We start from the raw sequence: 23,797 nt of genomic DNA, 5'->3' as shown, positions 1-23,797 counted from the left end.
TATGTTGATTCAGGAAGAAATTGCAGAACAGGTTAAACAGGTCATTCCTAAAAGTGTTTGGGATATTATAGTAGATTTTTTAAACTACAGAATTCTTGATTTTGGATCAGATGGACATAAAATCATATTAACAGTACGTTTATTGGTTTTTATTGTTTTTATCCTAATCATAACTTCCTTTTTACTGAGATTTTTTAAGAAAATTGTGACAAGGAAACTGCAGGATGAAAATAAAATAAAATTTGACTCTGTTTTTTCATTTTCGAAGTACTTTGTTTATATTATTGTTATTCTTATTTCACTTGATAGTATAGGATTTAATATTACTGCGATTTTTGCGGCTTCAGCAGCATTATTAGTAGGTGTTGGACTCGCATTACAGACCTTAATTCAGGATATCATTTCTGGTGTTTTTATTTTCATAGATCAGACAGTTCATGTAGGTGATATTATAGATATTGAGGGTAAAATAGGTAGAGTAGAGGAGATAAAATTAAGAACTACAAGAGCAGTTACCAGAGATAACAAAGTCTTGATTATACCGAATCATAAATATTTGACTTCTACTCTTTATAACTGGACCCAAAATGGATCGGTGACAAGAGAGTCTATTAAGATTGGAGTTGCTTACGGCAGCGATGTGCCATTAGTAAAAGAATTGCTATTCAAAGTAGCTTTAGAAAATGAAAAAACACTTAATGATCCCGAACCGCTCGTATTATTCACAGATTTTGGAGAGAGTTCACTTGATTTTACTTTGATCTTTACTATGAATGATAGTTTTATGGCAGGGATCCCCAAAAGTGAAATGAGATTCGAGATTGATCGGCTGTTTCGAGAACATAATATCAGTATTCCTTTTCCTCAACGTGAGGTTACCGTTTTTAAATCATAAATATTGGGATATTTATAATTCTGATGTTTTTTATTTGAAAATCAGCGGACTAAGATGTGCTTATAACAGGTTTATTCTTTCTGGAACGTTTGTTGCTAAAACATATTTGATATAGAGTATTATTTTAGACTCAGATAAAAATAGTAAAAATTAACTGCCGCTATAACGTGGCAGAAAAATATAAAACACAATGGCAAAAATATTAGTTATCGAAGACGAAGCGGCAATTCGCAGAGTGCTTGTAAAGATTTTATCCGAAGAAAGTAGTAATTATGAAGTTTCTGAAGCCGAAGATGGTCTTTTGGGGATTGAAAAAATAAAATCTGATGACTATGATCTTGTTTTGTGCGATATCAAAATGCCTAAAATGGATGGTTTAGAAGTTCTGGAGGCTATTAAGAAGATAAAACCTGAGATTCCTATTGTCATGATTTCTGGTCACGGAGACTTAGATACTGCTGTAAATATAATGAAGCTAGGAGCCTTTGATTATATTTCTAAACCGCCAGATCTGAACAGGTTATTGAATACCGTAAGAAATGCGCTCGATAGAAAAGAATTGGTAGTAGAAAATAAAATGCTCAAGAAGAAAGTCTCAAAAAATTATGAGATGATAGGAGAGTCTAAGGCTATTTCTGATATTAAAGAGATCATAGAAAAGGTTGCGGCGACAGACGCTAGAGTTTTAATAACAGGACCTAACGGAACAGGAAAAGAACTTGTTGCTCATTGGATTCATCAGAAAAGTGATAGATCTAAGGGACCGATGATAGAAGTTAATTGTGCAGCAATCCCAAAGGAATTAATAGAAAGCGAACTTTTTGGTCATGTTAAAGGAGCATTTACTTCTGCAAATAAAGATCGTGCGGGTAAGTTCGAGGCCGCAAACGGTGGGACCATATTTCTAGATGAAATTGGGGATATGAGTCTTTCTGCACAAGCAAAAGTACTTAGAGCACTACAAGAAAATAAAATACAACGTGTAGGTAATGATAAGGACATCAAGGTAAATGTACGAGTAGTTGCAGCCACCAATAAAGATCTCAAAAAAGAAATTGCAGAAAATAGATTTAGAGAAGATTTATACCATAGATTGGCAGTAATTTTAGTCAAAGTACCAGCACTGAATGATCGAAGAGATGATATTCCTTTATTAGTATCCTATTTTGCAAAGAAAATCTCAGGAGAACAAGGTTCCCCAATAAAGAAGTTTTCTCCTAAGGCTATCAAAAAATTACAACAATATGATTGGACGGGAAATATTAGAGAACTTCGTAATGTAGTTGAACGTTTAATTATTTTGGGAGGAACCGAGGTAAGTGAAGAAGATGTTCGATTATTTGCTTCTAAGTAATATAATTGTGTCTGTAGATTATCTTTTTCTAAAAAAAAGGTAGCAGTACCATGGATTATGAAAAATCACTGATTTTTACCTTTTATAGCTTTTGTTTGTAGGTTTGACCAGAGGTTGTAAGTATTAATATCTAATGTGCGACTTACTAGAAACACTTCGAATTAATAAAAAGATGATGAGAAGAATATTTTTGTTGATGTTGCTATGGTGTAGTGGCTATGTTTCTTATGCGCAATATGATATAGGTGCTATGAATTATGGTCTGGTGGCGTCAAAAAACTTTGGTGAAGAAAAGGAGTTTGGACTTGGTTTAAGAATAGAATATGCTTTTAATTGTTCAACAACTTTTATGGCAGAATATAATCGATCCTTGGCCATCACTTCGAATAAAGAAAATCAAGAATATGAAGGTTATAATGAATTTGCCTTAGGGGTTAATTTAATTTTATTCAATTGGTACCCCACTACGATAACAGCGGGTATTGGTTATGTAGGTAATGATGCTAATGATTTTGAGTTTTTTGAGGATGATGCCTTTCTAAGTTTACAGACAGGAGGTATGATACATGGAGCGCAAATAAAGATAAGGGCATTACATCAACTTTCTGACCCTATACATATATTTGGAGAGCTTAATGTCAAAAGTTTAGGCTCAAGATATCATACATTCTTGATAGGGTTCAGTTATGATTTTTACAACTAATAGGTATAATTATAAAGTGTAAATACCTATTTCTTCTGTACACAGAAAACTTTAGTATCTTTCGGAGACAAATACAAAGTATCACAAATCTGCACTATGAAGGAAATAAACCACAACGATTTTAAAGTATCAACTACTATAAAATTATCTGAGATCCCTACAATATTAGACCTTAATGAGAGCGAAAAGAAAATAGAAAAGGAGCTCGAAGACGTTCGAGAGAAGTTAGGAAAACTTCAGGATACGTTATATGCTCATGGTAAGTATGCAGTATTGGTTTGCCTGCAAGGTATGGATACCTCTGGTAAAGATAGTTTAATCAGAGAAGTCTTTAAAGATTTTAATGTAAGAGGAGTTGTGGTTCATAGTTTCAAGGTCCCAACACCATTAGAGCTTGGTCATGATTATTTATGGAGACATTATATTGCATTGCCACAAAGAGGTAAGTTTGGCGTCTTTAATAGGACGCATTATGAGAATGTATTAGTAACTAGAGTACATCCTGAATATATTCTCGGAGAAAATATCCCTCATATAAATACTGTAGATGATGTTAATGAAGATTTTTGGGATAAGCGTTTTGAGCAAATACTCAATTTTGAGAAGCATATTGCGGCTAATGGCACATTGATCTATAAATTTTACCTTCATTTATCAAAAGAAGAGCAAAAAAACAGATTGCTGCGTCGATTAGAAAAGCAAGAAAAAAACTGGAAGTTTTCATCTGGAGATTTAAAAGAGCGTAAGCTATGGGATCAGTATCAATCTTATTATGAGGATGCCATTAACAGAACATCTGTTACACATGCTCCTTGGTATGTTATTCCTGCTGATAGTAAGCCTGTAGCAAGGTATACCGTCGCAAAAATAATTTTTGATACCTTAAAAAAGTACGATGATATTCAGGAACCTGAATTAGATGATAAAACAAAATCAAATATTGATTTATACAAAGAACAATTAGAAAACGAATAAAGAAAACCCTATAAATATATGTCAAAGAACATAATTCTGACCGTCATTATATGTATATCATTAAATTGTTTTTCTCAAAGTGATCTGAAAAACGATTCGGTAATTTTAAAAAAAATATACACCAATGCATTGGTCAATGGTAAAAGTTATGAGTGGTTAGATTACCTTTCTAATCAAATAGGAGGACGACTATCTGGGTCATTAAATGCTCAAAAAGCCGTAGAATGGGGAAAGAAAGAGTTAGAAGAATTAGGGATTGACAAGGTATGGTTACAGTCGGTAATGGTACCCAAATGGACTCGAGGAGTAACAGAATTTGCTTTTATAGAAACTGCTCCGGGAGTTACAACAAACGTTCCTATATGTGCCTTGGGAGGATCTGTACCAACACCTATCGGAGGGCTTAAGGCCTCTTTGATAGAGGTAAAGGGATTAGAAGATTTAAAAAAATTAGGGGCTGAACAAATTAAGGGTAAAATTGTGTTTTTCAATCGTCCAATGCAACCAGATTTGATAGAAACATTTAGAGCATATGGGGGCTGCGTCGATCAACGATATTCTGGTGCAGCAGAAGCTGCTAAATATGGTGCAATTGGCGTTATTGTACGCTCAATGAACCTTAGATTAGATGATTTTCCGCATACGGGCTCAATGAGTTACGGGGATCTCAAAAATGAAAACAAAATTCCTGCGGCTGCTATAAGTACTAATGGTGCTGACCTTTTGAGCGGTATGCTCAAGCTAAATCCAGAGATTAAGTTTCAGTTTAATATGAATTGTCGTTCATGGAAAGATGTCGAATCTTTCAATGTTATTGGTCAAATAACAGGAAGCGAATATCCAAACGAATATATGGTAGTAGGAGGGCATTTAGATTCTTGGGATCTGGGCGATGGTGCTCATGATGATGGAGCAGGGGTTGTGCAGTCAATGGAGGTTCTTAGGTTGTTTAAGGAGATTGGATATACACCAAAAAGATCAATTCGTGTTGTTTTATTTATGAATGAAGAAAATGGGTTACGAGGAGGTAAGAAATATGCAGAGAAAGCTAAAAGTAAAGGGGAGAACCATGTGTTTGCTCTAGAAAGTGATGCTGGCGGATTTACCCCAAGAGGATTCTCTTTTAATTGTGATGACAATAACTTGGCGCAGATTCATAGCTGGAAACCCCTGTTTGAACCTTATCTTATTCATTACTTTGCCAAAGGATATAGTGGAGCAGATGTGAGACCTCTAAAAAAAGATGGTAATGTGCTTGCAGGATTACGACCAGATTCTCAAAGATATTTTGATTATCATCATGCTAAGAACGATACCTTTGATGCAATAAATAAACGAGAACTAGAATTGGGAGCCGCTACGATGTCTAGTTTGGTATATCTTTTTGATAAGTACGGAGTTAAGTGATGTTAGTACATAGAATGCTAATTACTCAAATAGTTTGTCATATGAACTGTAAAATGTGAAGCAAAAAATAATGTTGTATTCTCTTTAGCATACAAAGCTGCCGTCACAAAATACGCTGATATAAATAATGGCCAAGATTCCTACCATAATATCTACAATTGGTAGGCTAGCAAAAATTGTTGCGAGAAAATATTTTTTTTTAGAAAATAAGATCCATGAACCTGCAATACCAAGTACTACAATAAAAGGATACAGTATAAGGCAGAGCACCAAAATGATAGTTGCAATACTATCATCAGAACCGGTACTATCGAACATCATGGGAGACATCATAATGACTGGTAGGGAAGGAAGAACAAGAAACCCCAAAATAGAGGTAGTTACGATGAGGTATGTTTTGGTGTTATTTCTTTTTTTGTCTGAGTAAGTATTACTTTCTATTTCGGGCATTTTTATTTGTTTGAGAACACTGATTAATAACGTTAAATATACGATAAGAATAATTTAATTTACATAGGTTCTAATACCTTTGCCATCTTATAATTCTCAAAAATGTTACAGCAATACACTAAGGAGTTTCGATATAATCTGCAACTAGCAGCACCAGTAATGCTTGGTATGTTGGGACATACTTTTGTTGGTCTTGTCGACAATATTATGGTGGGGCAATTAGGAACAGCAGAGTTAGCAGCAGTTTCTTTAGGTAATAGTTTTATGTTTATAGCGATGTCTTTGGGTATTGGGTTTTCTACAGCAATAACTCCGTTAGTGGCAGAAGCAGATGGCGAAAGTAATTTTAGAACTGGAAAATCTGTTTTTAAGCATGGGTTATTTCTCTGCACTATTTTAGGAATTATCTTGTTTGTGCTGATTTTGTTAGCAAAACCGCTTATGTACTTAATGAGGCAACCAGAAGAAGTAGTACTATTAGCACTACCTTATTTAGATCTTGTTGCTTTTTCATTAATACCATTGATATGTTTTCAAGCATTAAAACAATTTTCTGATGGCTTATCAATGACCAAATACCCTATGTATGCCACGTTAGTTGCCAATGTGGTCAACGTTGTATTAAATTATGTGTTGATTTTTGGGAAATTAGGATTCCCTCAAATGGGAATTGTTGGAGCTGCATTAGGAACTCTGATTTCACGATTTGTAATGTTTGCTTTTTTATGGATTTTACTCAGAAAAAAAGAAAAATCTAAAGATTATGTGGTGCGTATTAAGTTTTTTGTCCTAGAAAGTGCAGTCATAAAGAAAATAATTTCACTTGGTTTTCCATCGGCTTTACAGATGTTTTTTGAGGTAGCTATTTTTACATCTGCAATTTGGCTATCAGGTATTTTAGGAAAGAACCCTCAAGCAGCCAATCAAATAGCACTTAACCTATCTTCTATGGCTTTTATGGTAGCTATGGGGTTGGGGGTTGCTTCGATGATTCGGGTGGGAAATCAAAAAGGATTAAGACATTTTAAAGATTTGAGACGAATTGCAATGTCGACTTTTTTACTAACTTTTTTGATCTCTACTTTTTTCGCAATTGTTTTTGTTACTCTTAATCAATTACTTCCTAAAATTTATTTAGATATTGATGATGTTAACAATCTCGCTGATAATACCGAGGTAGTTAGTATTGCAGCTAAATTATTAATTATAGCGGCTCTGTTTCAAATATCGGATGGAGTACAAGTTGTTGTTTTGGGAGCTTTGCGAGGATTACAAGATGTAAAAGTACCAACCGTGATAACATTTATTGCCTATTGGATTGTGGGGTTTCCTATTAGTTATTATTTAGGATTACATACAGCATATAAAAGTGAAGGTATTTGGATAGGACTACTTGCAGGGCTTTCTACCTCGGCTTTATTGCTTTATATGAGATTTAATAAGTTGACCAAAAACTTAATAGTAACCAAAGCATGACCTAGTTATGCAGAAACTGCGTGTTTAATAGAGAGGAACTAGATACAGTTTTTAAATTCAATTTGTAAGTGGTTGTTTTTGAGAAATGTAAGTATAGGTTTTTTGTGTGTTAAGGTTAAAAAGGTTTTAATGCAATTAATTACCTGATCAAATTGTATGTATCTGGTAGTTGTTATTGAATATGTATTACAAGCTTTTTTTGATAAAAATTAGCTACCAAATAGTCCGTATCCCTGTACTTTTTTGAAGTATCTCAAGGTCCACTTTTAAATTTAGAAACAATAGAAATACGTTTTATTCACTTGGCACGTTTATTGGGTATTAACAAATATTTAATTATCTTTCTAAAAAAAATATATCACAAAATATGAGATTCCCAAATTCTAAATTTTGCTTGCTACTTATATTAGCCGCGTTAACAATTCAAGGTGTACAAAGTCAAAATTTTATTCATAGTCAGCAACAAAACCTGATTCCAAATCCAAGTTTTGAAACTACGAATTCAGCTGTGAGAAGGCTAGATATGGAGATGCAGAATTTTGGAGTCATGAAAGACTGGAAGGCAACAATCAATTCGCCTGACGCTTATCATCCTAATGTTAGTGATGTGAGATTTATACATAAAGCGCCTAATTTCCTGAAGCAATTCGGAGCACAAGAACCGAGAACAGGAGAAGGGAAGGTAGGGATGTATATCGCAGGAGGTCCTTATAAAGAAGGAATTACAGCTCAATTGAAACGTCCGCTTTCTGCGGGTAAATATTATTATTTTCATATGTATGTTTCTTTATCAGAGGGAGTCTCTAATTCTTGTACATCTTCAATAGGATCGTACTTTACGGCAAGAAGACCAAAAATAACAAGTACTTCAAAATTTCCGCTTAATATTTCATCTTCAAAATTAATTTGTGATACAAAAGGTTGGGCAAAAGTTTGTGGAGTGTATAAAGCAAAAGGAACAGAAAAATATATTTCTTTAGGATATTTTTCAGATGCTCCCAAAGGAAAATCGGTAAAAGGAGGAGGATTTGATACTGCTTATTATTTTATTGATGATGTATTACTTATGGAAATGAGGAGTAATAAGAATTTTACTCCGAGTCAAGTGTGTAATATGGCACTTGATTTTTCACCTGTAGAGTTTCTTGTCGGAGAGAGCGAAGCCTATCCAGAAATCCAAAAGTTGTTAGACTCTTATATTCAATATATACAAGTCTTTAAGGTTGCTTCTGTAAAAATAACAGGACATGCTGATGATGCAGGATCTACTTTTGAGAACGAAATAATGTCTGCAGTGAGGGCTAGCAATGTAAAAAAGTATTTTGTAGAAAAGGGTATTGATGAATCTTTGATCGAAGTAATCAGTGCAGGAAATACAGCTCCTATTGTTACTGCGGGTTCTAATCTAGATCCAGAATCAAATAATAGAGTAGAGATAAAAATAGAGTAGTGTGATAATATAGAGGCTGAATATTCTAATGTTTCTGAAAAGATAGTACCTTTGGCATCTAATATTTTTATACGTTTTTATGGACTTTCCAAAATTCTTGCTAGGGGATAACACTGACTATCCTGATGATATCTTTATTATTCATACTGAATTTCCTCGATGTATTATTAACTTGGCAAACGATGAGGTAGAATGGTTAGAAGAATTTGATAAAAATGAAGAGAGTGAATTATTAGAAGAGACCGAAAATCTTTTGAAGGCGGCTAATGATTTTTATGACCGTGAGATAGAGCGTTACGACAAGTAAAAAACTTTAAATTTTTGTCATGGAAGAGTTAATACAATTCGATAAGGATCTTTTTATTTATCTCAATAATTTAGGAACTTCATCATGGGATGGATTCTGGTTATTTATGACCGATAAATTCTATCAAATACCACTATATTTATTATTATTATACTTTTTCTATAAATACTTTGGGATCAAAGGTACAGTAATTACTTTGGTTACTGTGGCATTATTAATTACTGCAACAGATCAATTATCTAATTTGTTCAAAAACGTACTATTTATGAGACCCCGCCCTTGCCGAGCCGACGGGGTATCCGATCTGACACGTTTTATTGCAGAGCGTTGTGGTAGACATGGATACTTCTCAGGTCATGCCGCTAGCTCTATGGCTTTAGCTTTTTTTACAGGTCTAGCTCTTCAGAAGCATCTTAAATTTATATTCCCGTTTATGGTGGTTTGGTCTATAATTGTTAGCTATAGTAGAATATATGTAGGAGTTCATTATCCTGGAGATGTTATTACTGGTATGGCTATAGGAATGTTACTAGGGCTTGGTGCTTACAAATTACATGCGTTTTTGGTTAGAAAATATACCACATAGATTTATTGAGAATCTGTTTCTAGTATTAGTTTAATAAGTTAAGAACGTCCTTTCTTTTGCATACACAACTATTTTTTCTTTTTTAATGGATATTAAAAACCTACCAAAATTTCTATGTTGTAAAAAGTATAACAAGAAAAGGTGCGGCTGACTTAAGTTTTTGTTTATGAAGATGTTTGGTTGTCATGAAAGTTGTTTTTTGACAAGTAAAAAAGTCAATAAATAATAAAATTTTTGAAGTTGTTTTTTTAATTTTCTCATTTTTTTTAACTACAATTGTATACGGATTTTTCTCAATGAAGTGATTCAGAACCCTGTTAAAAACTACTTGGGGTATACGATCTTATTTCCCCACTGTTAGTGTTGTAATGTAACGCTATGAAACATATGTCGCATGGCGTGTAGAATATATGCATAACTAAATCTATAAATCCATGAGAAGAGTAATTGTTGATTTTAAAAAATTAAACAAAGACATCCTAAGTCTTTTGGTTGAAAAATTTCCTGATGGCTACTATGATAGTGATATTGTCTCTTTCAGAAATCAGTATAATGAGGCAATAGAAGCGGTAGAAGTAAAAACTGAGGACACTATTTATTTGGTAAAAATAAGTAAACGTCTTTCGGATACTATGCAAAGTTTTGAAGATGATGATGCAGGAGAAGCCCCCAATATTGATGTTCCTAATGTTGCTAATAAGGATATTGTAGGAAGTATTGAGGATATGAGTGATAGATAAAGAATGTTGTTATAGTATTTTTCTCAATAGTAATCGCTAAAAATATTTGTATTACTTGATTATTAATGGGGCAGTAGTTCGTCCTCATGGTAGTACGTAGGTACAAAATTCGCACATTTTTTAGTTATGTACGTTAAGATATCGACATGCTGCTTATTTATGTTTTTTAATCAAAAATGTTAAAAATTAATTAAAATTCATTTATTTTGGAGTTTCCGGCAAAGAATAAACAATAATGATCTTTATTGAGTAGGATACTATAACTATAAGGATTATGGGATGTTGAAAAGTGATATAACCGTCGGGTAAACTAAATAGATGCCAAAAATTAGATTTTATTCGATTATTTTTTTTGTCGGGTTACAAGTATATGCACAACAACTAGATACTAAAACTAAAAATTCTTTATTCATTGCTCCAGAGTTTTTATTTGGAAAAACAATGGAAGCGAATACGGGTTTTCCAGAAACTAAATTACAGAAATCTCTTTTTGTAAGTTTAGGGGTAAATAATCAAAGGATAGATGAACAGTGGTCTTCTAGATTTGGAATTCCTAAGACGGGTATTTCACTCGGAGTTACTGACTTTGGTAATATTGATAAAGTTGGTATTGCGTATACATTGCTTCCTTTTTTAGAAGTAGGCTTATTTTCTAAAAAAACAAACAGACTGCATCTTAATACCGGTTTTGGTGCTTCTTATATTGATACAAAATATAATATGGACACAAACCCTTTTAATAAGGGAATTACAACAAGTTTTAACTGGTCTTTCAAATCCTTTATTTATTACGATGTTTTGGTTAAAAAGTCATCTCAATGGAGGCTTGGACTTGGCTATACACATCATTCTAATGGTCATACTTTATTGCCTAATCAAGGACTTAATTCATTTTCTGTAAGTGCTTCTTCTCTATTAGGAAATACTAGTTACCTGTCCCCAGAAAATCAGTCAGTGGTACAAAATACACGCGTCAAATCTTCACAAACCTATTTTTCTTTTCGAAGTGGTATTGGTCAGAATGTCCTTTCAGAAGTATATAATGATAAAAAAGAGGTGTATTCTTTTGCAATGTCGATGGGTAAAGTAATTAATAAAATCTTCAAATTAGGGGTTGGTTTTTACGGACGATTCTATGAGCAATACTACGATTATATAAAGAATGAAGGAGATCTTGTTAAAGAGCAAGTGCCATTTTTTATAGAAAAACCTATCGTGTATGCAAGTAACTATGGTTTTTTTGTGAGTTCAGAAGTTTTTATGGGGCATGTGGGTATAGAGTTTGATATGGGACTCAATGTGTATAAACCGTTTTACAAAATAGATTGGCAGCTTAGTCAAGGAGAATTATTGTATACAGGTGAATATGTATTGGGAGAATTAGATTGGTACTATGAGGTAAAAAGAACAATATCATCACGACTTGGTGTAAAGTGTTATTTACTTAATACGTATAAGTCTCCAAAAAACAACTTTTTTGTCGGAGCAAGCATAAATGCCAATTTGGGACAAGCAGATTTTTCTGAACTCAACTTTGGGTACGTATATCGTTTTAGTAAAAAATCAAAATAGGATATGTTTTATAGATTTTTATAAATATCCAAAATATGTTTTGCTGCAGCAAAAGGTGTGATCTTATAGTCTCGCATTGCTGTTATTTTTTCTGATAGAAGACGTGTGATTTTTGGATGATTATAAAATGAACTTTTTAATTGATCTTCTATAGTCTGTAGTAGCCAAAATTCATTTTGTTGCATTCTATTTTTTTCAAAAAAACCATTCTGAGAAGTAGTTTTTACATATTTCAAAATTAATTGCCAGATATCATCAATTCCACTCCCTTCTAGAGCACTACATATTTGTACCTCTGGAGACCAACTATTTTCAGCTAGGGGATATAAGTGCAGAGCTTTACTGAATTGATTTTTTGCTTTTTTTGCTGGGAGTAGATTATCTCCATCCGCTTTATTAATTATTATCGCATCGGCCATTTCTATAATTCCGCGTTTAATTCCTTGTAGTTCATCGCCTGCACCAGCAAGTTTTAATAGTAAAAAGAAATCTACCATACTGTGTACTGCAGTTTCACTTTGTCCTACGCCAACAGTTTCGATAATAATGATATCGTATCCTGCAGCTTCACAAAGAACAATGGATTCTCTAGTTTTTTGAGCAACACCACCAAGAGATTTTCCCGAAGGGGAAGGACGTATAAAGGCCATGGGAGATCGAACCAAAGATTCCATCCTTGTCTTGTCACCCAATATACTGCCATGCGAAATAGTACTAGATGGATCAATGGCCAATACAGCTACTTTTTTCCCTTTTTTTATTAAAAGGCTCCCTAGTGTTTCTATAAAAGTGCTTTTGCCTACACCAGGGACTCCTGTAATTCCTATTCTTACTGAGTTGTTTGCATGCGGAAGACAAGTTTCGATAAGTTCTTGTGCTTTTTGGTTGTGACTTGGTTTTGTGCTTTCTAGTAGAGTAATTCCTTTGCTTAAAGAAGTCGTGTCACTTTTTAGAATGGCAGCAGCAAGTTCTTGTACAGACAGTTCTTTTTGTTGGGATTTTTTGAATCGATGAATAGCTTGATTACTCGCAAGAGAAATAGCTTCTTGGGATACGTCTTTATTTGTATTAGGATCTGTAGGCACAGTTTTGCTTTAAAAACAAAGTTATAAAATTACTTTTTTTTAAATGAGATTGCTTTCAGTTTATTCATTCATAAGAAAAGAAAAAGTTATTAATTGGGTAGTTTTATAATTGTTTTTTGTTTAAGTGTTTGTTGATCAGTTGATTGTTTAGGATTGTGAGATTATTATTGATAATTTTGCAACAGGGACTATATGCTCCCGTCTTTAAAAATGAATACGATTTAGAACAGTTTTAAGAAATTATCACTAACCAGAAAAATAGGAAGAGTTTGTTACAAAGCGAGCTAATAGAACAATGTAGGTCAAACGATCGTAGAGCACAAATGAAGCTCTATAATAAATACTGTGATGGTATGTATTATGTAGCGCTGCGATTTCTTAAGGACCCATTTGAGGCAGAGGAAGCTATGCAAGAATCTTTTATAAAAGCATTTACAAGACTTCATCAATTTACTGGAGATGTAACTTTTGGTGCTTGGCTTAAGAGAATTGTAATTAATAAAAGCATTGATATGCTAAAAGCGAAGAAAATGAATATGGTAGCAATAAATGAGCAGGTGATGACTACAGTTGAAGATCAAAATGATTGGTCGGTTTCTGATTCTGTTACCGTTGATGAAGTAAAAAGAGCAATAGAAAAACTTCCAGAAAAATATAAATATGCGGTGATGTTATTTTTAATAGAAGGCTATGACCATAATGAGATAAGTGAAATTTTGGATATTACACCCGTTTCTTCAAGGACATTAGTACATAGAGGTAAAAAACAACTGCAAGAACAATTAAAACATTTGAGAGATGGCACAGGATATTAGAGAGCTGTTGAGACGGGATAAACAAATTCCTATAGAATCTATAAGTGATGGGCATAGAGATCGCTTTATGGATAGATTAGAAAAAGAACTCCCTGAGGTTAATAATAAGAATTTTAATTTCAAATGGGTGAAAATTGCAGCAAGCGTAGTCGTGATTTTTTCTATCTCATTATTAACTTTTACACAATTTTCTGAAGGAACAGGTGAAGGAGTAGAGGTAGTTAATGTAGCAAATTCTACAGTGAAGAATGCAACTATGGTGTTGCCTAAGCAGTCTTCTACTTTGGCTGAGATTTCGCCAGAATACGGAGAAGTAGAGAATAATATACTTACAAGTATAAAATTTCAATTATCCAAGATAACAATAGATGATTCGAATCGAGAATTAGTTGAGAGTTTTAAGAAAAGGTTGAATAACCTTGATAATGAATATCAAAACTTAAATAGAGAGCTAATAGAAGTGGGGCCTAATGTTCAAAGTATTGAGGCTATGATGGAAAACTTAACGATTAGGTTATCTCTTTTGAGCAGGTTAAAAGATAAATTAGAAGAATTAGAGCGTATTGAAAATGAAAATTACAATGAAATACAAGCTTAATATTTTTACACTGAGTGTTTTGTGTTGTGCGGGCTTATGGGCTCAGGAAAAGCATACTAAATTGAGTGAAAAACTAACGGTAAATAAAGATGTTGTAGTAAAGCTTAACACAAGTCATACCAGTATAGTTTTTGAAACATGGAACAAGAACACAATAGCTATAGAAGCATATCTTGAAGGCGGTGACTTATCTGACGAAAATACGCAACGTATTCTAGATAACTGGCAAGTAAACGTTATTGGAGATAATCAAGAGGTAACTATAAATTCTGCAGCAGGTAATTTATGGAGTAGAAGTGTAACTTCTTCTAGTACTCGAATGGACAAAAACTTGCAAGAATTGAGACTATTAGGCCCTATGATTACAGATATGCTAGGTCCCATTATGGAGAACATTCTTAAGAATCCAATGCCTAATGCATTGTCAAAGAATCATTCTAATGTAAATTACGGGAATCAGCAATTGGCAAATGATGATGAAAAATATATTCAGCAGTGGGAAAATCAAATACGTGAAAAATTTACAGAAGATGTAAATAAAGAGAAAAAAATCTGGGCAAAACAATTTGAGAATACATCTGAGTCGATTATAGATAACGAAAATATTGTAGCGCAAAATTGGGGAAAGCAATATGAAAAGCAGATGGATGCTTGGGCTTCTCAGCTTATTAAAGATATAGAGAATCAACAAAAAGGGACAGGTAATGTTACTGTCTATAGAAGGTATAGTACTAGCAATAAAACAACTAATAATACGCATAAAGTTATTAAGGTTTTGATCCCTAAGGAAGCAAGACTTAGATTAAATACGCGTCACGGAGATGTACAATTAGCAGAAAAATCAAATAATGTGATTGCGTCATTATCGCACACAAAACTTTCAGCAAATAGTATAGATGGGAAAAAGACTTTTATAAAAGCTTCTTATTCACCAGTTGTAGTTAAAGAATGGAATGAAGGTAGATTGGTAGTGAATTATGTAAAGAACTGTAGGATTCAGAATGCGAAAAACCTTCTTGTTAATGCAGATTCAAGTAATATCTATATACAGCAACTAAATGAAAATGCTGCAATCTCAGGAAGCTTTGGAGTTATTACCATAGCAAATTTGGGAGAGTCATTTTCTACATTAGATCTTGTCGTTCAGAATAGTGATTTTAAGTTAAAGCTACCCAAAACAGCATTTAACTTAGCATACAGTGGAGCACAAAGTGTAATTTCTTTACCACCAAGTCTAGATATTAATGTTAGAAAGAATTTTGGTAATGAATTTATAAGTGGATATCAAAATACACGTAGTACCGATAAAATGATTACCATTAATGCCAAGTTTAGCGAAGTGGTATTACAAAATAAATAAGTTTTTCATAGTAATGTAATTGTATAATTGTAGTGTTAATTCAATAAAAGCCCTATCTCACTGAGACCGATAGGGCTTTTGTTATATCTTAATCTAGCTATAAAATGATTTTATGGTTCGGTTTTGTAATTCTTTACGATAGTATTAAGAGGAGTTTTTTTTGAGTTTGTTTTATTGCAAAACAATATTTTGATTGATGTAAAAAGATACAATTATGTTAGATTCACTCCTTTCATCGCTTCTATTTTGTTTTTTATCGTGTTTTTGTTAAGTTTTATTTTTTAAATAATTGAATATCAATAACTTGTGTTTTTTTTACACACACATGTGTTTTTTATCGAATATCTAAGTCGTTTAGTCTAAAATACTGGTTTTTAGTTTGTTTGAAAGTAATTAATTAATATAATTGTAAGGTAATGCCGTAAGTGTACCACTATAATCCATTACTCAAATAAACAATCAATATGATAAAATTTATACTTTATATATCTAGTCTGTTTTTATTTGTAAGTACATATGCTAATGATTCTAATGAGTCGTTAGAAGTTGTAAAAGAAGGTTTAGTTGTTTTGGTTGTTGATTTTAATGAAGGAGATAAGATTAAATTATTTGAAGTAGAAACAGGTGATCATATTTTGTCGAAGACTCACGGAGAAATTGATCTTAGTCAGTTACCGTTAGGTTCTTATTTACTTGAAGATAATAATGGAAAATCTATTGTTATAGAACGTTTAGAGGAAAATTTAATGATCGAAGGTGTTGAGGAAAACATTGAAGAAGAATTTGTTTTAGCGCATGATAGTGAGAGAGCACGTGGAGTTTCTGATTTTAATACAGAAAAAGAGTTTATAAAATATTATGATAACAATGAATCTAATATTTTACATATTTCACGTGAAGGCGATGTGGTTACTGTGTTAGAATTTGAAGAAGGAGATAAGATTAAATTATTTGAGGTAAAAAATACAGTTCATATTCTTTCTAAAACCGTAGGTTTTGTGGATATGAGTCAATTACCAGAAGGATTATATGTTTTAGAAAATGATAAAGGTGATTCTGTAGTAATAGAAAAATTCTCTGATAGCAACCATATAGCGGACATGTAAGATATATTATATAACTTTTAATGAAAACCTTTCTTGTACTAAGAAAGGTTTTTTTATTTTCTAGTTTATAGAATGATTATCCCGTAAAAATTTAGATTTAATATATTTTCTAAAAAAACATGAATTTGCTAAACTGGTTGTTTTTTTGATATTTTTTGGGTTTGATTTCTATGGCTATTGGGTTAACTTTGATTTGATTTATACGTGTTAATTATGATAAAAATAGAAGCGTTCTCAGAATTTATTAGTGGTTTGTCTAATGGGTTTATGCCAATCATTTCATCTTTACCTAAGGAACAGTATGCTCTTATAGATTTGTCAATTACTAATAAAGAACTGAATACTGTTGATATATCTTGTGCAAGGTCATTTGAACAATATATACGAAAGTTTTTAGAGGTTAATGACGCGCAAGTAGCATATGGCGGTTATAATGAAAAACGAGGTATCTATAAGAGAAGTACTCATTTTAATCAACAGGATGTTAATAAAGAGCGTAATATACATTTAGGGATAGATCTTTGGTGTAACGCAAATACGGCCGTCCTTTCGCCGCTATGTGGTAAAATCCATAGCTTCAATAATAATGATAATTATGGTGATTATGGTCCTACAATTATTTTAGAACATCAATATGATGATGTTGTTTTCTACACCCTATATGGTCACTTGACAATAGATTCTTTATCAAAAACAATGATTGGTGAAGAGATTAGTGTTGGTGATACAATTGGTTATCTCGGTGATGCAGATGTTAATGGAGAATATGCACCTCATTTACATTTTCAGATCATTAAGGATATTCAGGGGAATATAGGAGATTATCCAGGAGTCTCTAATAAATCAGACATAGCATTTTATCTTCAAAACTGTCCGGATCCTAATCTTCTTTTAAAAATATATTAGTTTGTACTATAATTTCAGGACTTTTATATGTTTACATTGGAGTACATTAAAGTAGAGGTATTTTTATTTAAATAAGTATTTATAGTAAATAAAAAAAACCTGAAGTCGACTTCAGGTTTTTTAGATATTTAAAAATAGACTATTTTGGATTAATCATTTACAAGGACCCATTCTCCTTTTTCTATTAATGGAATAGCTTGTTTGTATTTTACAACCTTACTTTCTCCACTCATTACATGCTTAATAGTTACTCTATCATTACGCCCTATTTTTGGCTGTTCACGGACGATTGTTTCTGTTACTTGGGGCTGTCCTTGTGTTTCACCTGCAGCTCTATTTTGAGCGGCACGCTCATCCATATTTGGTATTTCTTCTTTAGATGTTTCGAATTTTTCTTTTCGTCTTACCTGTCTAGCTTCAGAAATGTCTTGAGAGTTACCTGTAGGTAGTTCTCCTTTGAATAAGAAAGAAATAACATCCTTATTCACCTCTTCTATCATAGCTTTGAATAATTCAAAGGCTTCAAATTTATAAATTAATAAAGGATCCTTTTGCTCATGAACCGCTAATTGTACACTTTGTTTTAATTCATCCATTTTTCGAAGATGCGTTTTCCAGGTGTCATCGATAATTGCCAGAGTAATATTTTTTTCAAAATCAGTAATTAACTGTTTTCCTTCTGATTCATACGCTTTTTGTAAATCAGTAGCAACATTTATACTTTTTACACCATCAGTAAAAGGTACCAAAATACGCTCATATTTACTTTCTGGATCTTCATATACTTGTTTGATTACTGGGTAGGCAGTCTGTGCATTACGTATCATTTTATCCTGATAATGCTCGTAGGCTACTTTGTATACTTCTGCACTAATCTTTTGAGGGTCCATTTTTTCAAATTCCTCAGATGAAATTGGACTACTCATTGAGAAATATCGAATTAATTCGAACTCAAAGTTTTTGTAGTCTTGTGCGTTTTTATTTCCTTCGGTAATTACCTCTACGGTATCATAGATCATATTAGCAATATCTACTCGAAGACGTTCTCCAAATAGTGCATGATAACGCCTTTTGTAGACTACTTCACGTTGTGCGTTCATTACATCATCATATTCCAAAAGTCGCTTACGTACGCCAAAGTTATTTTCTTCAACCTTTTTCTGTGCTCTTTCTATAGATTTAGAGATCATAGAATGTTGAATAACTTCTCCTTCTTTTAGTCCCATTCGGTCCATCATTTTGGCAATACGCTCAGAACCAAATAATCTCATAAGATTATCTTCTAGTGATACATAAAACTGAGAACTTCCTGGATCTCCTTGTCTACCGGCACGTCCTCGTAACTGTCTATCAACACGACGAGAATCATGACGCTCAGTACCAATAATTGCAAGTCCACCGGCAGCTTTGACTTCGTCGGATAATTTTATATCGGTACCACGACCGGCCATGTTAGTTGCAATTGTCACGATACCTGCATGCCCTGCTTCTGCAACGATGTCAGCTTCTTTTTTATGAAGTTTTGCATTTAGTACATTATGAGGGACTTTTCGAATGGTAAGCATTCTACCTAGTAATTCTGAAATTTCTACAGAAGTCGTACCAATTAATACGGGTCTTCCGGCTTGCGATAGTGCTGTGACTTGCTCTATAACCGCATTGTATTTTTCTCGTTTTGTTTTGTATACTAGATCTTCTCTATCATGTCTTGCAATAGGGCGATTTGTAGGGATTTCTACAACATCTAATTTATAGATTTCCCAAAGCTCTCCTGCCTCAGTTACCGCTGTACCAGTCATCCCAGACAATTTGCCATACATTCTAAAATAGTTCTGTAATGTTACGGTAGCAAAAGTCTGAGTTGCATCTTCAATTTTTACGTTTTCTTTTGCTTCTATTGCTTGGTGTAGTCCATCACTATATCTACGACCATCCATAATACGCCCCGTTTGTTCATCAACAATTTTTACTTTATTGTCCATGACAACGTATTCTACATCTTTTTCGAATAAAGAATACGCTTTCAGTAATTGACGTAGGGTGTGGATTCGTTCACTTTTTACACTATATTCTCTAAAAAGATCTTCTTTCTTTTCTGCCTCTTCTTCTTTGGATAATTCTGCTCCTTCGATTTTGGCTATTTCCATACCTATTTGTGGCAAAACAAAGAAATCTGGGTCGTCTTTACCAGAGAGGTATTCTATCCCTTTGTCGGTAAGGTCAATTTGATTATTTTTCTCTTCAATTACATAGTATAAATCGGCATCAATTTGATGCATTTCTCGATTATTATCTTGCATATAGAAGTTTTCAGTTTTTTGGAGTAACATTTTGACTCCCTCTTCACTTAAAAACTTAATTAGTGCTTTGTTTTTAGGAATTCCTCGATATACCTGTAATAATTTAAACCCTCCATCTTTTGTGTTGCCTTCCTTAATCAATTTTTTAGCTTCTGCTAGAACCGTAGTAAGAAATTTTTGTTGTACCGAAACTATATCAGATATTTTAGGTTTGAGTTCATCAAATTCGTGAATATCTCCTTTTGGGATAGGTCCAGATATTATCAGAGGGGTACGTGCATCATCTATCAATACAGAATCTACTTCATCAATTATTGCATAATTATGAGGTCTTTGCACCAGATCTTCGGGTGCATGCGACATATTATCTCTTAAGTAATCAAAACCAAATTCATTATTGGTACCATATGTAATATCTGCGTTATATGCGGCGCGACGTTCTGCAGAATTAGGTTTGTGGTTATCTATACAATCAACGGTAAGCCCATGAAATTGAAAAATAGGGGCCATCCATTCACTGTCTCGACGTGAAAGATAATTATTTACAGTAACTAGATGAACACCATTACCTGATAATGCATTTAAATATACCGGAAGCGTAGCTACCAGTGTTTTTCCTTCACCGGTTTGCATCTCGGCAACGTTTCCTTGATGCAGTGCAATACCACCAATAAGTTGCACATCGTAGTGGATCATATCCCACTTTACTTCTTTTCCGGCGGCATCCCAGCTTGTAGCCCATACTGCCATGTCATCATTTAGGGTAACATGCTCTTTGGTTCCAGATAGTTCTCTGTCATATGCAGAAGCTGTTACTTCGATAAATTCATTGTTAGCGAATCTAGTAGCAGTTTCTTTTACTACTGCAAAAGCTTCAGGAAGAATTTTTGATAATATTTTTTCGGTAACCTGATATGCTTCTTCCTTTAAAGCATCGATTTCTCCGTATATATCTTCTTTTCTATCAATGCTCTCTGTTGAGTTAGCTTCTTCAGTAAGTGTAGTAATTTTTGTATTTATATCAGCACGAGCTTCATTTATTTGTTGTTTAAAGCTAATTGTCTTTGCACGTAGCTCATCATTTGATAAGCCTTTCAGTTCTTTTTCAGCTTTCTTTATAAGCTCAACCTTTGGTTGGATTTCTTTAATATCTTTTTTGGATTTATCTCCAACAAATACCTTTAATACAGAATCTAAAATTCCCATAATTTATGGTTGTGTGTTTAAATGAGATTTTAATTTCGAAACGAAATTAAATAGTGTTAATTTTAAAAAAATAACACGAACCATCATAATCCTTTGTTTTACAAAGGATTGATGCTATCTCAAGCCCAAGGGCTTATTATACATTGTAATGTGCGTAAATTGGTAAACTGCCTAAAAACGGCATAATTTACGCAAAAAAAAAGCCTCTTGCGAGACTTTTAATACTATTTCGTTGATTTAATATTCATCCTCATTCCAAAGATAATCTTCGTCGGTAGGATAGTCGGGCCATATCTCCTCTATAGAGTCATATGAATCTCCTTCATCTTCAATTGCTTGTAGGTTTTCTACAACCTCTAAGGGCGCTCCAGTACGAATTGCATAATCTATCAATTCGTCTTTTGTAGCTGGCCAAGGTGCGTCACTCAAATAGGACGCTAATTCTAAAGTCCAATACATACTCTTTACTGGTTTATTTTTTGCAAAAATAATTTTTTAGTTTAAAAAGTCAAGTAAAAAATTAATTATTTAAACAATAATTATAAGAACGTGATTTTTTTATGGTTTTTATTTACGAAAAAAAGCTGGTAATCAAAGTTTAGAATTTTTTTCAGGAATCCATTTTACTTCTTCTGCTTTTAGACTTTGGGACAATTTTCGTGCCAGTACAAAAAGATAGTCAGATAGTCGGTTTAAGTACTGTAATGTTGATGGTTCAAAGGGGCTTATTTCATATAAAGCTGTCGCAAGGCGCTCTGCACGTCTGCATATGCAACGGGCAATGTGACAGAATGACACGGTCTGATGTCCTCCGGGTAATATAAAATTGGTCATTGGTGGTAATGTTTGATTCATTTGATCTATTTCTTTTTCTAATAGTTCAATATCCTCTATTTGTATGGTAGGGATAGTTAAACGCTTTTGACCATTTTTAAGAATTGCTTTTTCGGGATCAGTGGCCAAAATAGAACCAATAGTAAAAAGTTTATTTTGAATGGTTATCAATGTAGTTGCGCTGTGATTATCTATATTTTGATCTCTTAGGAGTCCAATGTATGAATTTAGTTCATCAATGGTGCCATAACTATCAATTCGAATATGATGTTTGGGGACTCTAGTTCCTCCAAATAAAGCAGTGGTTCCTTTGTCTCCCGTTTTTGTATATATTTTCATAAGATGTAAGTGTGTTGATATAATATCATTTTTTTTGCTTCAAACAATACAATACAACTATTTTATTTTTTCTTTTTTTTAGCTAGATAATTATTTTTAAAATTGCGCTTACCTCTGTGATACAACTTGTTTTTATTTCTTTTAGTATTCCAGGATACGGCAACAAATAAAACCGCAATACCAATAATCATCAGAATAAGCTGCATTTCTTCTGAAAGTGAGTCGAACATGATTGTTTACTTTTTTAGTAAAAATAATAAAAATGCTTTCAACCTGTATTATCGATTAGTACTCGGTTATAGAAGGAATATTCATGTTCTCTTAATTTTAGTATTATATAGTTTTGGTCAAATAAAAACTAGCTTACTAACTGTCAAGAAAGAAGCGAAATAATAGCAGTAGGATTAATTTTAGGCTCTTATTGTTTTTCTAATGAACGTAATTACTAAGAACTTTAAATTTTAGGAGGTTCTATCTTACCAGAATTCTTTGGTACATAGAAAAATCAAAGAATTCAGCTTAAAAACTGTAAATTTGCCCCGATATGGAATTTTCTTCAAAATTATTAGAAAACGCGGTATATGAAATGTCTCAATTACCGGGTGTCGGCAAGCGTACTGCATTAAGATTGGTATTACATTTGTTAAGACAACCTCAATCACAAACAGAACACTTAACAAACGCTTTGGGAGCTCTGAGAAAAGATATTAAGTATTGTAAAACATGTTTCAGTATCAGTGATGTAGATATTTGCGAGATTTGTAATAATCCTAGTAGAAACAGAGGGATTGTTTGTGTTGTTGAGGATATACGAGATGTTATGGCAATAGAGAGTACTGGGCAATACAGGGGGTTGTACTATGTTCTAGGAGGAAAAATAAGTCCACTTGATGGTATTGGTCCTAATGAATTAAATATTGCTTCTTTGGTAGAGAAGGCTGCTTTAGGAGAGATAAAAGAATTAATATTTGCACTGAGTGCTACTATGGAAGGTGATACCACTAATTTTTTCATATACAAACAATTAGAAGGGTTAGATATTAAGACTTCAACAATTGCCAGGGGTATTGGTGTAAATGATGAGCTAGAGTATGCCGATGAAGTCACGTTGGGAAGAAGTATTGTGAATAGAATCCCTTTTGAGAAAGCAATTAAAAATTCTTAACGATACTAATACACTTTTTGAATACAGAATTAAAGTGCCATCGCCTTGATTTTTAATGTTTAAAAAAAGTGTTTGATGAACGTAAGAAATACCTTAGTTAATTTTGAATAACTCCTTAGAATTTACAGTAAATTTGGGGGATACTAATGATCGGGATTATTTTTGACG

The 23,797-nt window shown here is 33.1% G+C and carries 23 protein-coding genes; 17 read left to right on the top strand and 6 right to left on the bottom strand.

From position 1 onward, the window contains the following. Position 1: 1 nt before the first annotated feature. From DZ60_RS0113375 to DZ60_RS0113355, 5 genes are all read left to right on the top strand, one after another. Positions 2-895, top strand: a complete 894-nt coding sequence (locus tag DZ60_RS0113375) for a mechanosensitive ion channel family protein (protein ID WP_034229666.1) — start codon at positions 2-4, stop codon at positions 893-895. 190 nt (positions 896-1,085) lie between these two features. Beyond that, the gene (locus DZ60_RS0113370) at positions 1,086-2,249 is read left to right on the top strand and encodes a sigma-54-dependent transcriptional regulator (protein ID WP_025742570.1); all 1,164 of its coding nucleotides are present in this window, start codon (positions 1,086-1,088) and stop codon (positions 2,247-2,249) included. A 172-nt stretch (positions 2,250-2,421) separates the two neighbouring features. Next, complete coding sequence (locus DZ60_RS0113365; RefSeq protein WP_152537433.1) at positions 2,422-2,952, top strand: hypothetical protein; 531 nt, start codon at positions 2,422-2,424, stop codon at positions 2,950-2,952. A gap of 96 nt (positions 2,953-3,048) precedes the next feature. Continuing rightward, complete coding sequence (locus tag DZ60_RS0113360; protein WP_025742568.1) at positions 3,049-3,927, top strand: PPK2 family polyphosphate kinase; 879 nt, start codon at positions 3,049-3,051, stop codon at positions 3,925-3,927. Positions 3,928-3,945: 18 nt separating this feature from the next. Then, positions 3,946-5,334 carry a M20/M25/M40 family metallo-hydrolase gene (locus DZ60_RS0113355; protein ID WP_025742567.1) on the top strand — a complete coding sequence of 463 codons (1,389 nt, stop codon included), beginning with the start codon at positions 3,946-3,948 and terminating at the stop codon, positions 5,332-5,334. 84 nt (positions 5,335-5,418) lie between these two features. On the opposite strand, the gene DZ60_RS0113350 is transcribed toward DZ60_RS0113355, so the two are convergent. Further along, entirely contained in the window at positions 5,419-5,784 is a 366-nt protein-coding gene (locus tag DZ60_RS0113350; protein ID WP_025742566.1) for a hypothetical protein, read from the bottom strand. 102 nt (positions 5,785-5,886) lie between these two features. Between DZ60_RS0113350 and DZ60_RS0113345 the strand changes: the two genes are divergently transcribed. The 6 genes from DZ60_RS0113345 to DZ60_RS0113320 all read left to right on the top strand — a co-directional run bounded on the left by DZ60_RS0113345 (position 5,887) and on the right by DZ60_RS0113320 (position 11,915). Beyond that, positions 5,887-7,260 carry an MATE family efflux transporter gene (locus DZ60_RS0113345; protein WP_025742565.1) on the top strand — a complete coding sequence of 458 codons (1,374 nt, stop codon included), beginning with the start codon at positions 5,887-5,889 and terminating at the stop codon, positions 7,258-7,260. Between the two features lie 394 nt (positions 7,261-7,654). After that, positions 7,655-8,710 carry an OmpA family protein gene (locus tag DZ60_RS24310; RefSeq protein WP_161634405.1) on the top strand — a complete coding sequence of 352 codons (1,056 nt, stop codon included), beginning with the start codon at positions 7,655-7,657 and terminating at the stop codon, positions 8,708-8,710. Between the two features lie 79 nt (positions 8,711-8,789). Further along, on the top strand, positions 8,790-9,017 hold the full coding sequence (locus tag DZ60_RS0113335) for a hypothetical protein (RefSeq protein ID WP_025742563.1): 228 nt from the start codon (positions 8,790-8,792) through the stop codon (positions 9,015-9,017). Between the two features lie 19 nt (positions 9,018-9,036). Further along, positions 9,037-9,603 carry a phosphatase PAP2 family protein gene (locus DZ60_RS0113330; protein WP_025742562.1) on the top strand — a complete coding sequence of 189 codons (567 nt, stop codon included), beginning with the start codon at positions 9,037-9,039 and terminating at the stop codon, positions 9,601-9,603. 434 nt (positions 9,604-10,037) lie between these two features. Further along, positions 10,038-10,343 (top strand): hypothetical protein, encoded by a 306-nt coding sequence (locus DZ60_RS0113325; RefSeq protein WP_025742561.1) that lies wholly within the window; start codon positions 10,038-10,040, stop codon positions 10,341-10,343. A 318-nt stretch (positions 10,344-10,661) separates the two neighbouring features. Next, positions 10,662-11,915 carry an acyloxyacyl hydrolase gene (locus DZ60_RS0113320; RefSeq protein WP_025742560.1) on the top strand — a complete coding sequence of 418 codons (1,254 nt, stop codon included), beginning with the start codon at positions 10,662-10,664 and terminating at the stop codon, positions 11,913-11,915. Between the two features lie 8 nt (positions 11,916-11,923). Here DZ60_RS0113320 and meaB read toward each other — a convergent pair whose 3' ends face one another. Then, the gene (meaB, locus tag DZ60_RS0113315) at positions 11,924-13,000 is read right to left on the bottom strand and encodes a methylmalonyl Co-A mutase-associated GTPase MeaB (RefSeq protein ID WP_025742559.1); all 1,077 of its coding nucleotides are present in this window, start codon (positions 12,998-13,000) and stop codon (positions 11,924-11,926) included. 323 nt (positions 13,001-13,323) lie between these two features. On the opposite strand from meaB, the gene DZ60_RS0113310 reads away from it, so the two are divergent. From DZ60_RS0113310 to DZ60_RS0113290, 5 genes are all read left to right on the top strand, one after another. Further along, positions 13,324-13,815: an RNA polymerase sigma factor gene (locus tag DZ60_RS0113310; protein ID WP_051477655.1), complete on the top strand. Its 492-nt coding sequence runs from the start codon at positions 13,324-13,326 to the stop codon at positions 13,813-13,815. Then, positions 13,799-14,413, top strand: a complete 615-nt coding sequence (locus tag DZ60_RS0113305) for a hypothetical protein (protein ID WP_025742557.1) — start codon at positions 13,799-13,801, stop codon at positions 14,411-14,413. Before DZ60_RS0113310 ends, DZ60_RS0113305 begins: the two co-directional genes overlap by 17 nt. Then, positions 14,397-15,773 carry a hypothetical protein gene (locus tag DZ60_RS0113300; protein WP_152537432.1) on the top strand — a complete coding sequence of 459 codons (1,377 nt, stop codon included), beginning with the start codon at positions 14,397-14,399 and terminating at the stop codon, positions 15,771-15,773. The genes DZ60_RS0113305 and DZ60_RS0113300 overlap by 17 nt, the downstream gene beginning before the upstream one ends. Positions 15,774-16,237: 464 nt before the next feature. Next, positions 16,238-16,879, top strand: coding sequence for a hypothetical protein (locus DZ60_RS0113295; RefSeq protein WP_025742555.1), 642 nt, complete (start codon positions 16,238-16,240; stop codon positions 16,877-16,879). Positions 16,880-17,092: 213 nt separating this feature from the next. Continuing rightward, complete coding sequence (locus DZ60_RS0113290) at positions 17,093-17,785, top strand: peptidoglycan DD-metalloendopeptidase family protein (protein ID WP_034229665.1); 693 nt, start codon at positions 17,093-17,095, stop codon at positions 17,783-17,785. 149 nt (positions 17,786-17,934) lie between these two features. On the opposite strand, the gene secA is transcribed toward DZ60_RS0113290, so the two are convergent. From secA to DZ60_RS25170, 4 genes are all read right to left on the bottom strand, one after another. Next, positions 17,935-21,291: a preprotein translocase subunit SecA gene (secA, locus tag DZ60_RS0113285; RefSeq protein ID WP_025742553.1), complete on the bottom strand. Its 3,357-nt coding sequence runs from the start codon at positions 21,289-21,291 to the stop codon at positions 17,935-17,937. 237 nt (positions 21,292-21,528) lie between these two features. After that, positions 21,529-21,750 (bottom strand): DUF2795 domain-containing protein, encoded by a 222-nt coding sequence (locus DZ60_RS0113280; protein WP_008272287.1) that lies wholly within the window; start codon positions 21,748-21,750, stop codon positions 21,529-21,531. 132 nt (positions 21,751-21,882) lie between these two features. Continuing rightward, a complete protein-coding gene (locus DZ60_RS0113275; RefSeq protein ID WP_025742552.1) occupies positions 21,883-22,464 on the bottom strand; it encodes a cob(I)yrinic acid a,c-diamide adenosyltransferase in 582 nt (193 codons plus the stop codon). Positions 22,465-22,526: 62 nt separating this feature from the next. Continuing rightward, on the bottom strand, positions 22,527-22,694 hold the full coding sequence (locus DZ60_RS25170) for a hypothetical protein (RefSeq protein WP_161634404.1): 168 nt from the start codon (positions 22,692-22,694) through the stop codon (positions 22,527-22,529). Between the two features lie 314 nt (positions 22,695-23,008). Here DZ60_RS25170 and recR point away from each other — a divergent pair, with 314 nt between their 5' ends. Then, a complete protein-coding gene (gene recR, locus DZ60_RS0113265; protein WP_025742551.1) occupies positions 23,009-23,629 on the top strand; it encodes a recombination mediator RecR in 621 nt (206 codons plus the stop codon). Positions 23,630-23,797 lie beyond the last annotated feature (168 nt).

It is taken from the genome of Aquimarina pacifica, from assembly GCF_000520955.1.
GTDB lineage: Bacteria > Bacteroidota > Bacteroidia > Flavobacteriales > Flavobacteriaceae > Aquimarina > Aquimarina pacifica.
Note: the sequence above shows the minus strand (reverse complement) of the source record. Positions and strands in the feature narration are given on the sequence as shown.

What these genes read in the sequence shown, in the direction of transcription:
- DZ60_RS0113290 (WP_034229665.1), top strand. Translation starts at nt 17,093, where the DNA reads ATGATAAAAATAGAAGCGTTCTCAGAATTTATTAGTGGTTTGTCTAAT.
- DZ60_RS0113305 (WP_025742557.1), top strand. Translation starts at nt 13,799, where the DNA reads ATGGCACAGGATATTAGAGAGCTGTTGAGACGGGATAAACAAATTCCT.
- DZ60_RS0113295 (WP_025742555.1), top strand. Translation starts at nt 16,238, where the DNA reads ATGATAAAATTTATACTTTATATATCTAGTCTGTTTTTATTTGTAAGT.
- DZ60_RS0113325 (WP_025742561.1), top strand. Translation starts at nt 10,038, where the DNA reads ATGAGAAGAGTAATTGTTGATTTTAAAAAATTAAACAAAGACATCCTA.
- DZ60_RS0113355 (WP_025742567.1), top strand. Translation starts at nt 3,946, where the DNA reads ATGTCAAAGAACATAATTCTGACCGTCATTATATGTATATCATTAAAT.
- DZ60_RS0113275 (WP_025742552.1), bottom strand. Translation starts at nt 22,464, where the DNA reads ATGAAAATATATACAAAAACGGGAGACAAAGGAACCACTGCTTTATTT.
- DZ60_RS0113365 (WP_152537433.1), top strand. Translation starts at nt 2,422, where the DNA reads ATGATGAGAAGAATATTTTTGTTGATGTTGCTATGGTGTAGTGGCTAT.
- DZ60_RS0113335 (WP_025742563.1), top strand. Translation starts at nt 8,790, where the DNA reads ATGGACTTTCCAAAATTCTTGCTAGGGGATAACACTGACTATCCTGAT.
- DZ60_RS0113360 (WP_025742568.1), top strand. Translation starts at nt 3,049, where the DNA reads ATGAAGGAAATAAACCACAACGATTTTAAAGTATCAACTACTATAAAA.
- DZ60_RS0113330 (WP_025742562.1), top strand. Translation starts at nt 9,037, where the DNA reads ATGGAAGAGTTAATACAATTCGATAAGGATCTTTTTATTTATCTCAAT.
- DZ60_RS0113375 (WP_034229666.1), top strand. Translation starts at nt 2, where the DNA reads ATGTTGATTCAGGAAGAAATTGCAGAACAGGTTAAACAGGTCATTCCT.
- secA (WP_025742553.1), bottom strand. Translation starts at nt 21,291, where the DNA reads ATGGGAATTTTAGATTCTGTATTAAAGGTATTTGTTGGAGATAAATCC.
- DZ60_RS0113320 (WP_025742560.1), top strand. Translation starts at nt 10,662, where the DNA reads ATGCCAAAAATTAGATTTTATTCGATTATTTTTTTTGTCGGGTTACAA.
- DZ60_RS0113300 (WP_152537432.1), top strand. Translation starts at nt 14,397, where the DNA reads ATGAAATACAAGCTTAATATTTTTACACTGAGTGTTTTGTGTTGTGCG.
- recR (WP_025742551.1), top strand. Translation starts at nt 23,009, where the DNA reads ATGGAATTTTCTTCAAAATTATTAGAAAACGCGGTATATGAAATGTCT.
- DZ60_RS0113370 (WP_025742570.1), top strand. Translation starts at nt 1,086, where the DNA reads ATGGCAAAAATATTAGTTATCGAAGACGAAGCGGCAATTCGCAGAGTG.
- DZ60_RS0113310 (WP_051477655.1), top strand. Translation starts at nt 13,324, where the DNA reads ATGAAGCTCTATAATAAATACTGTGATGGTATGTATTATGTAGCGCTG.
- DZ60_RS0113350 (WP_025742566.1), bottom strand. Translation starts at nt 5,784, where the DNA reads ATGCCCGAAATAGAAAGTAATACTTACTCAGACAAAAAAAGAAATAAC.
- DZ60_RS0113280 (WP_008272287.1), bottom strand. Translation starts at nt 21,750, where the DNA reads ATGTATTGGACTTTAGAATTAGCGTCCTATTTGAGTGACGCACCTTGG.
- DZ60_RS25170 (WP_161634404.1), bottom strand. Translation starts at nt 22,694, where the DNA reads ATGTTCGACTCACTTTCAGAAGAAATGCAGCTTATTCTGATGATTATT.
- DZ60_RS0113345 (WP_025742565.1), top strand. Translation starts at nt 5,887, where the DNA reads ATGTTACAGCAATACACTAAGGAGTTTCGATATAATCTGCAACTAGCA.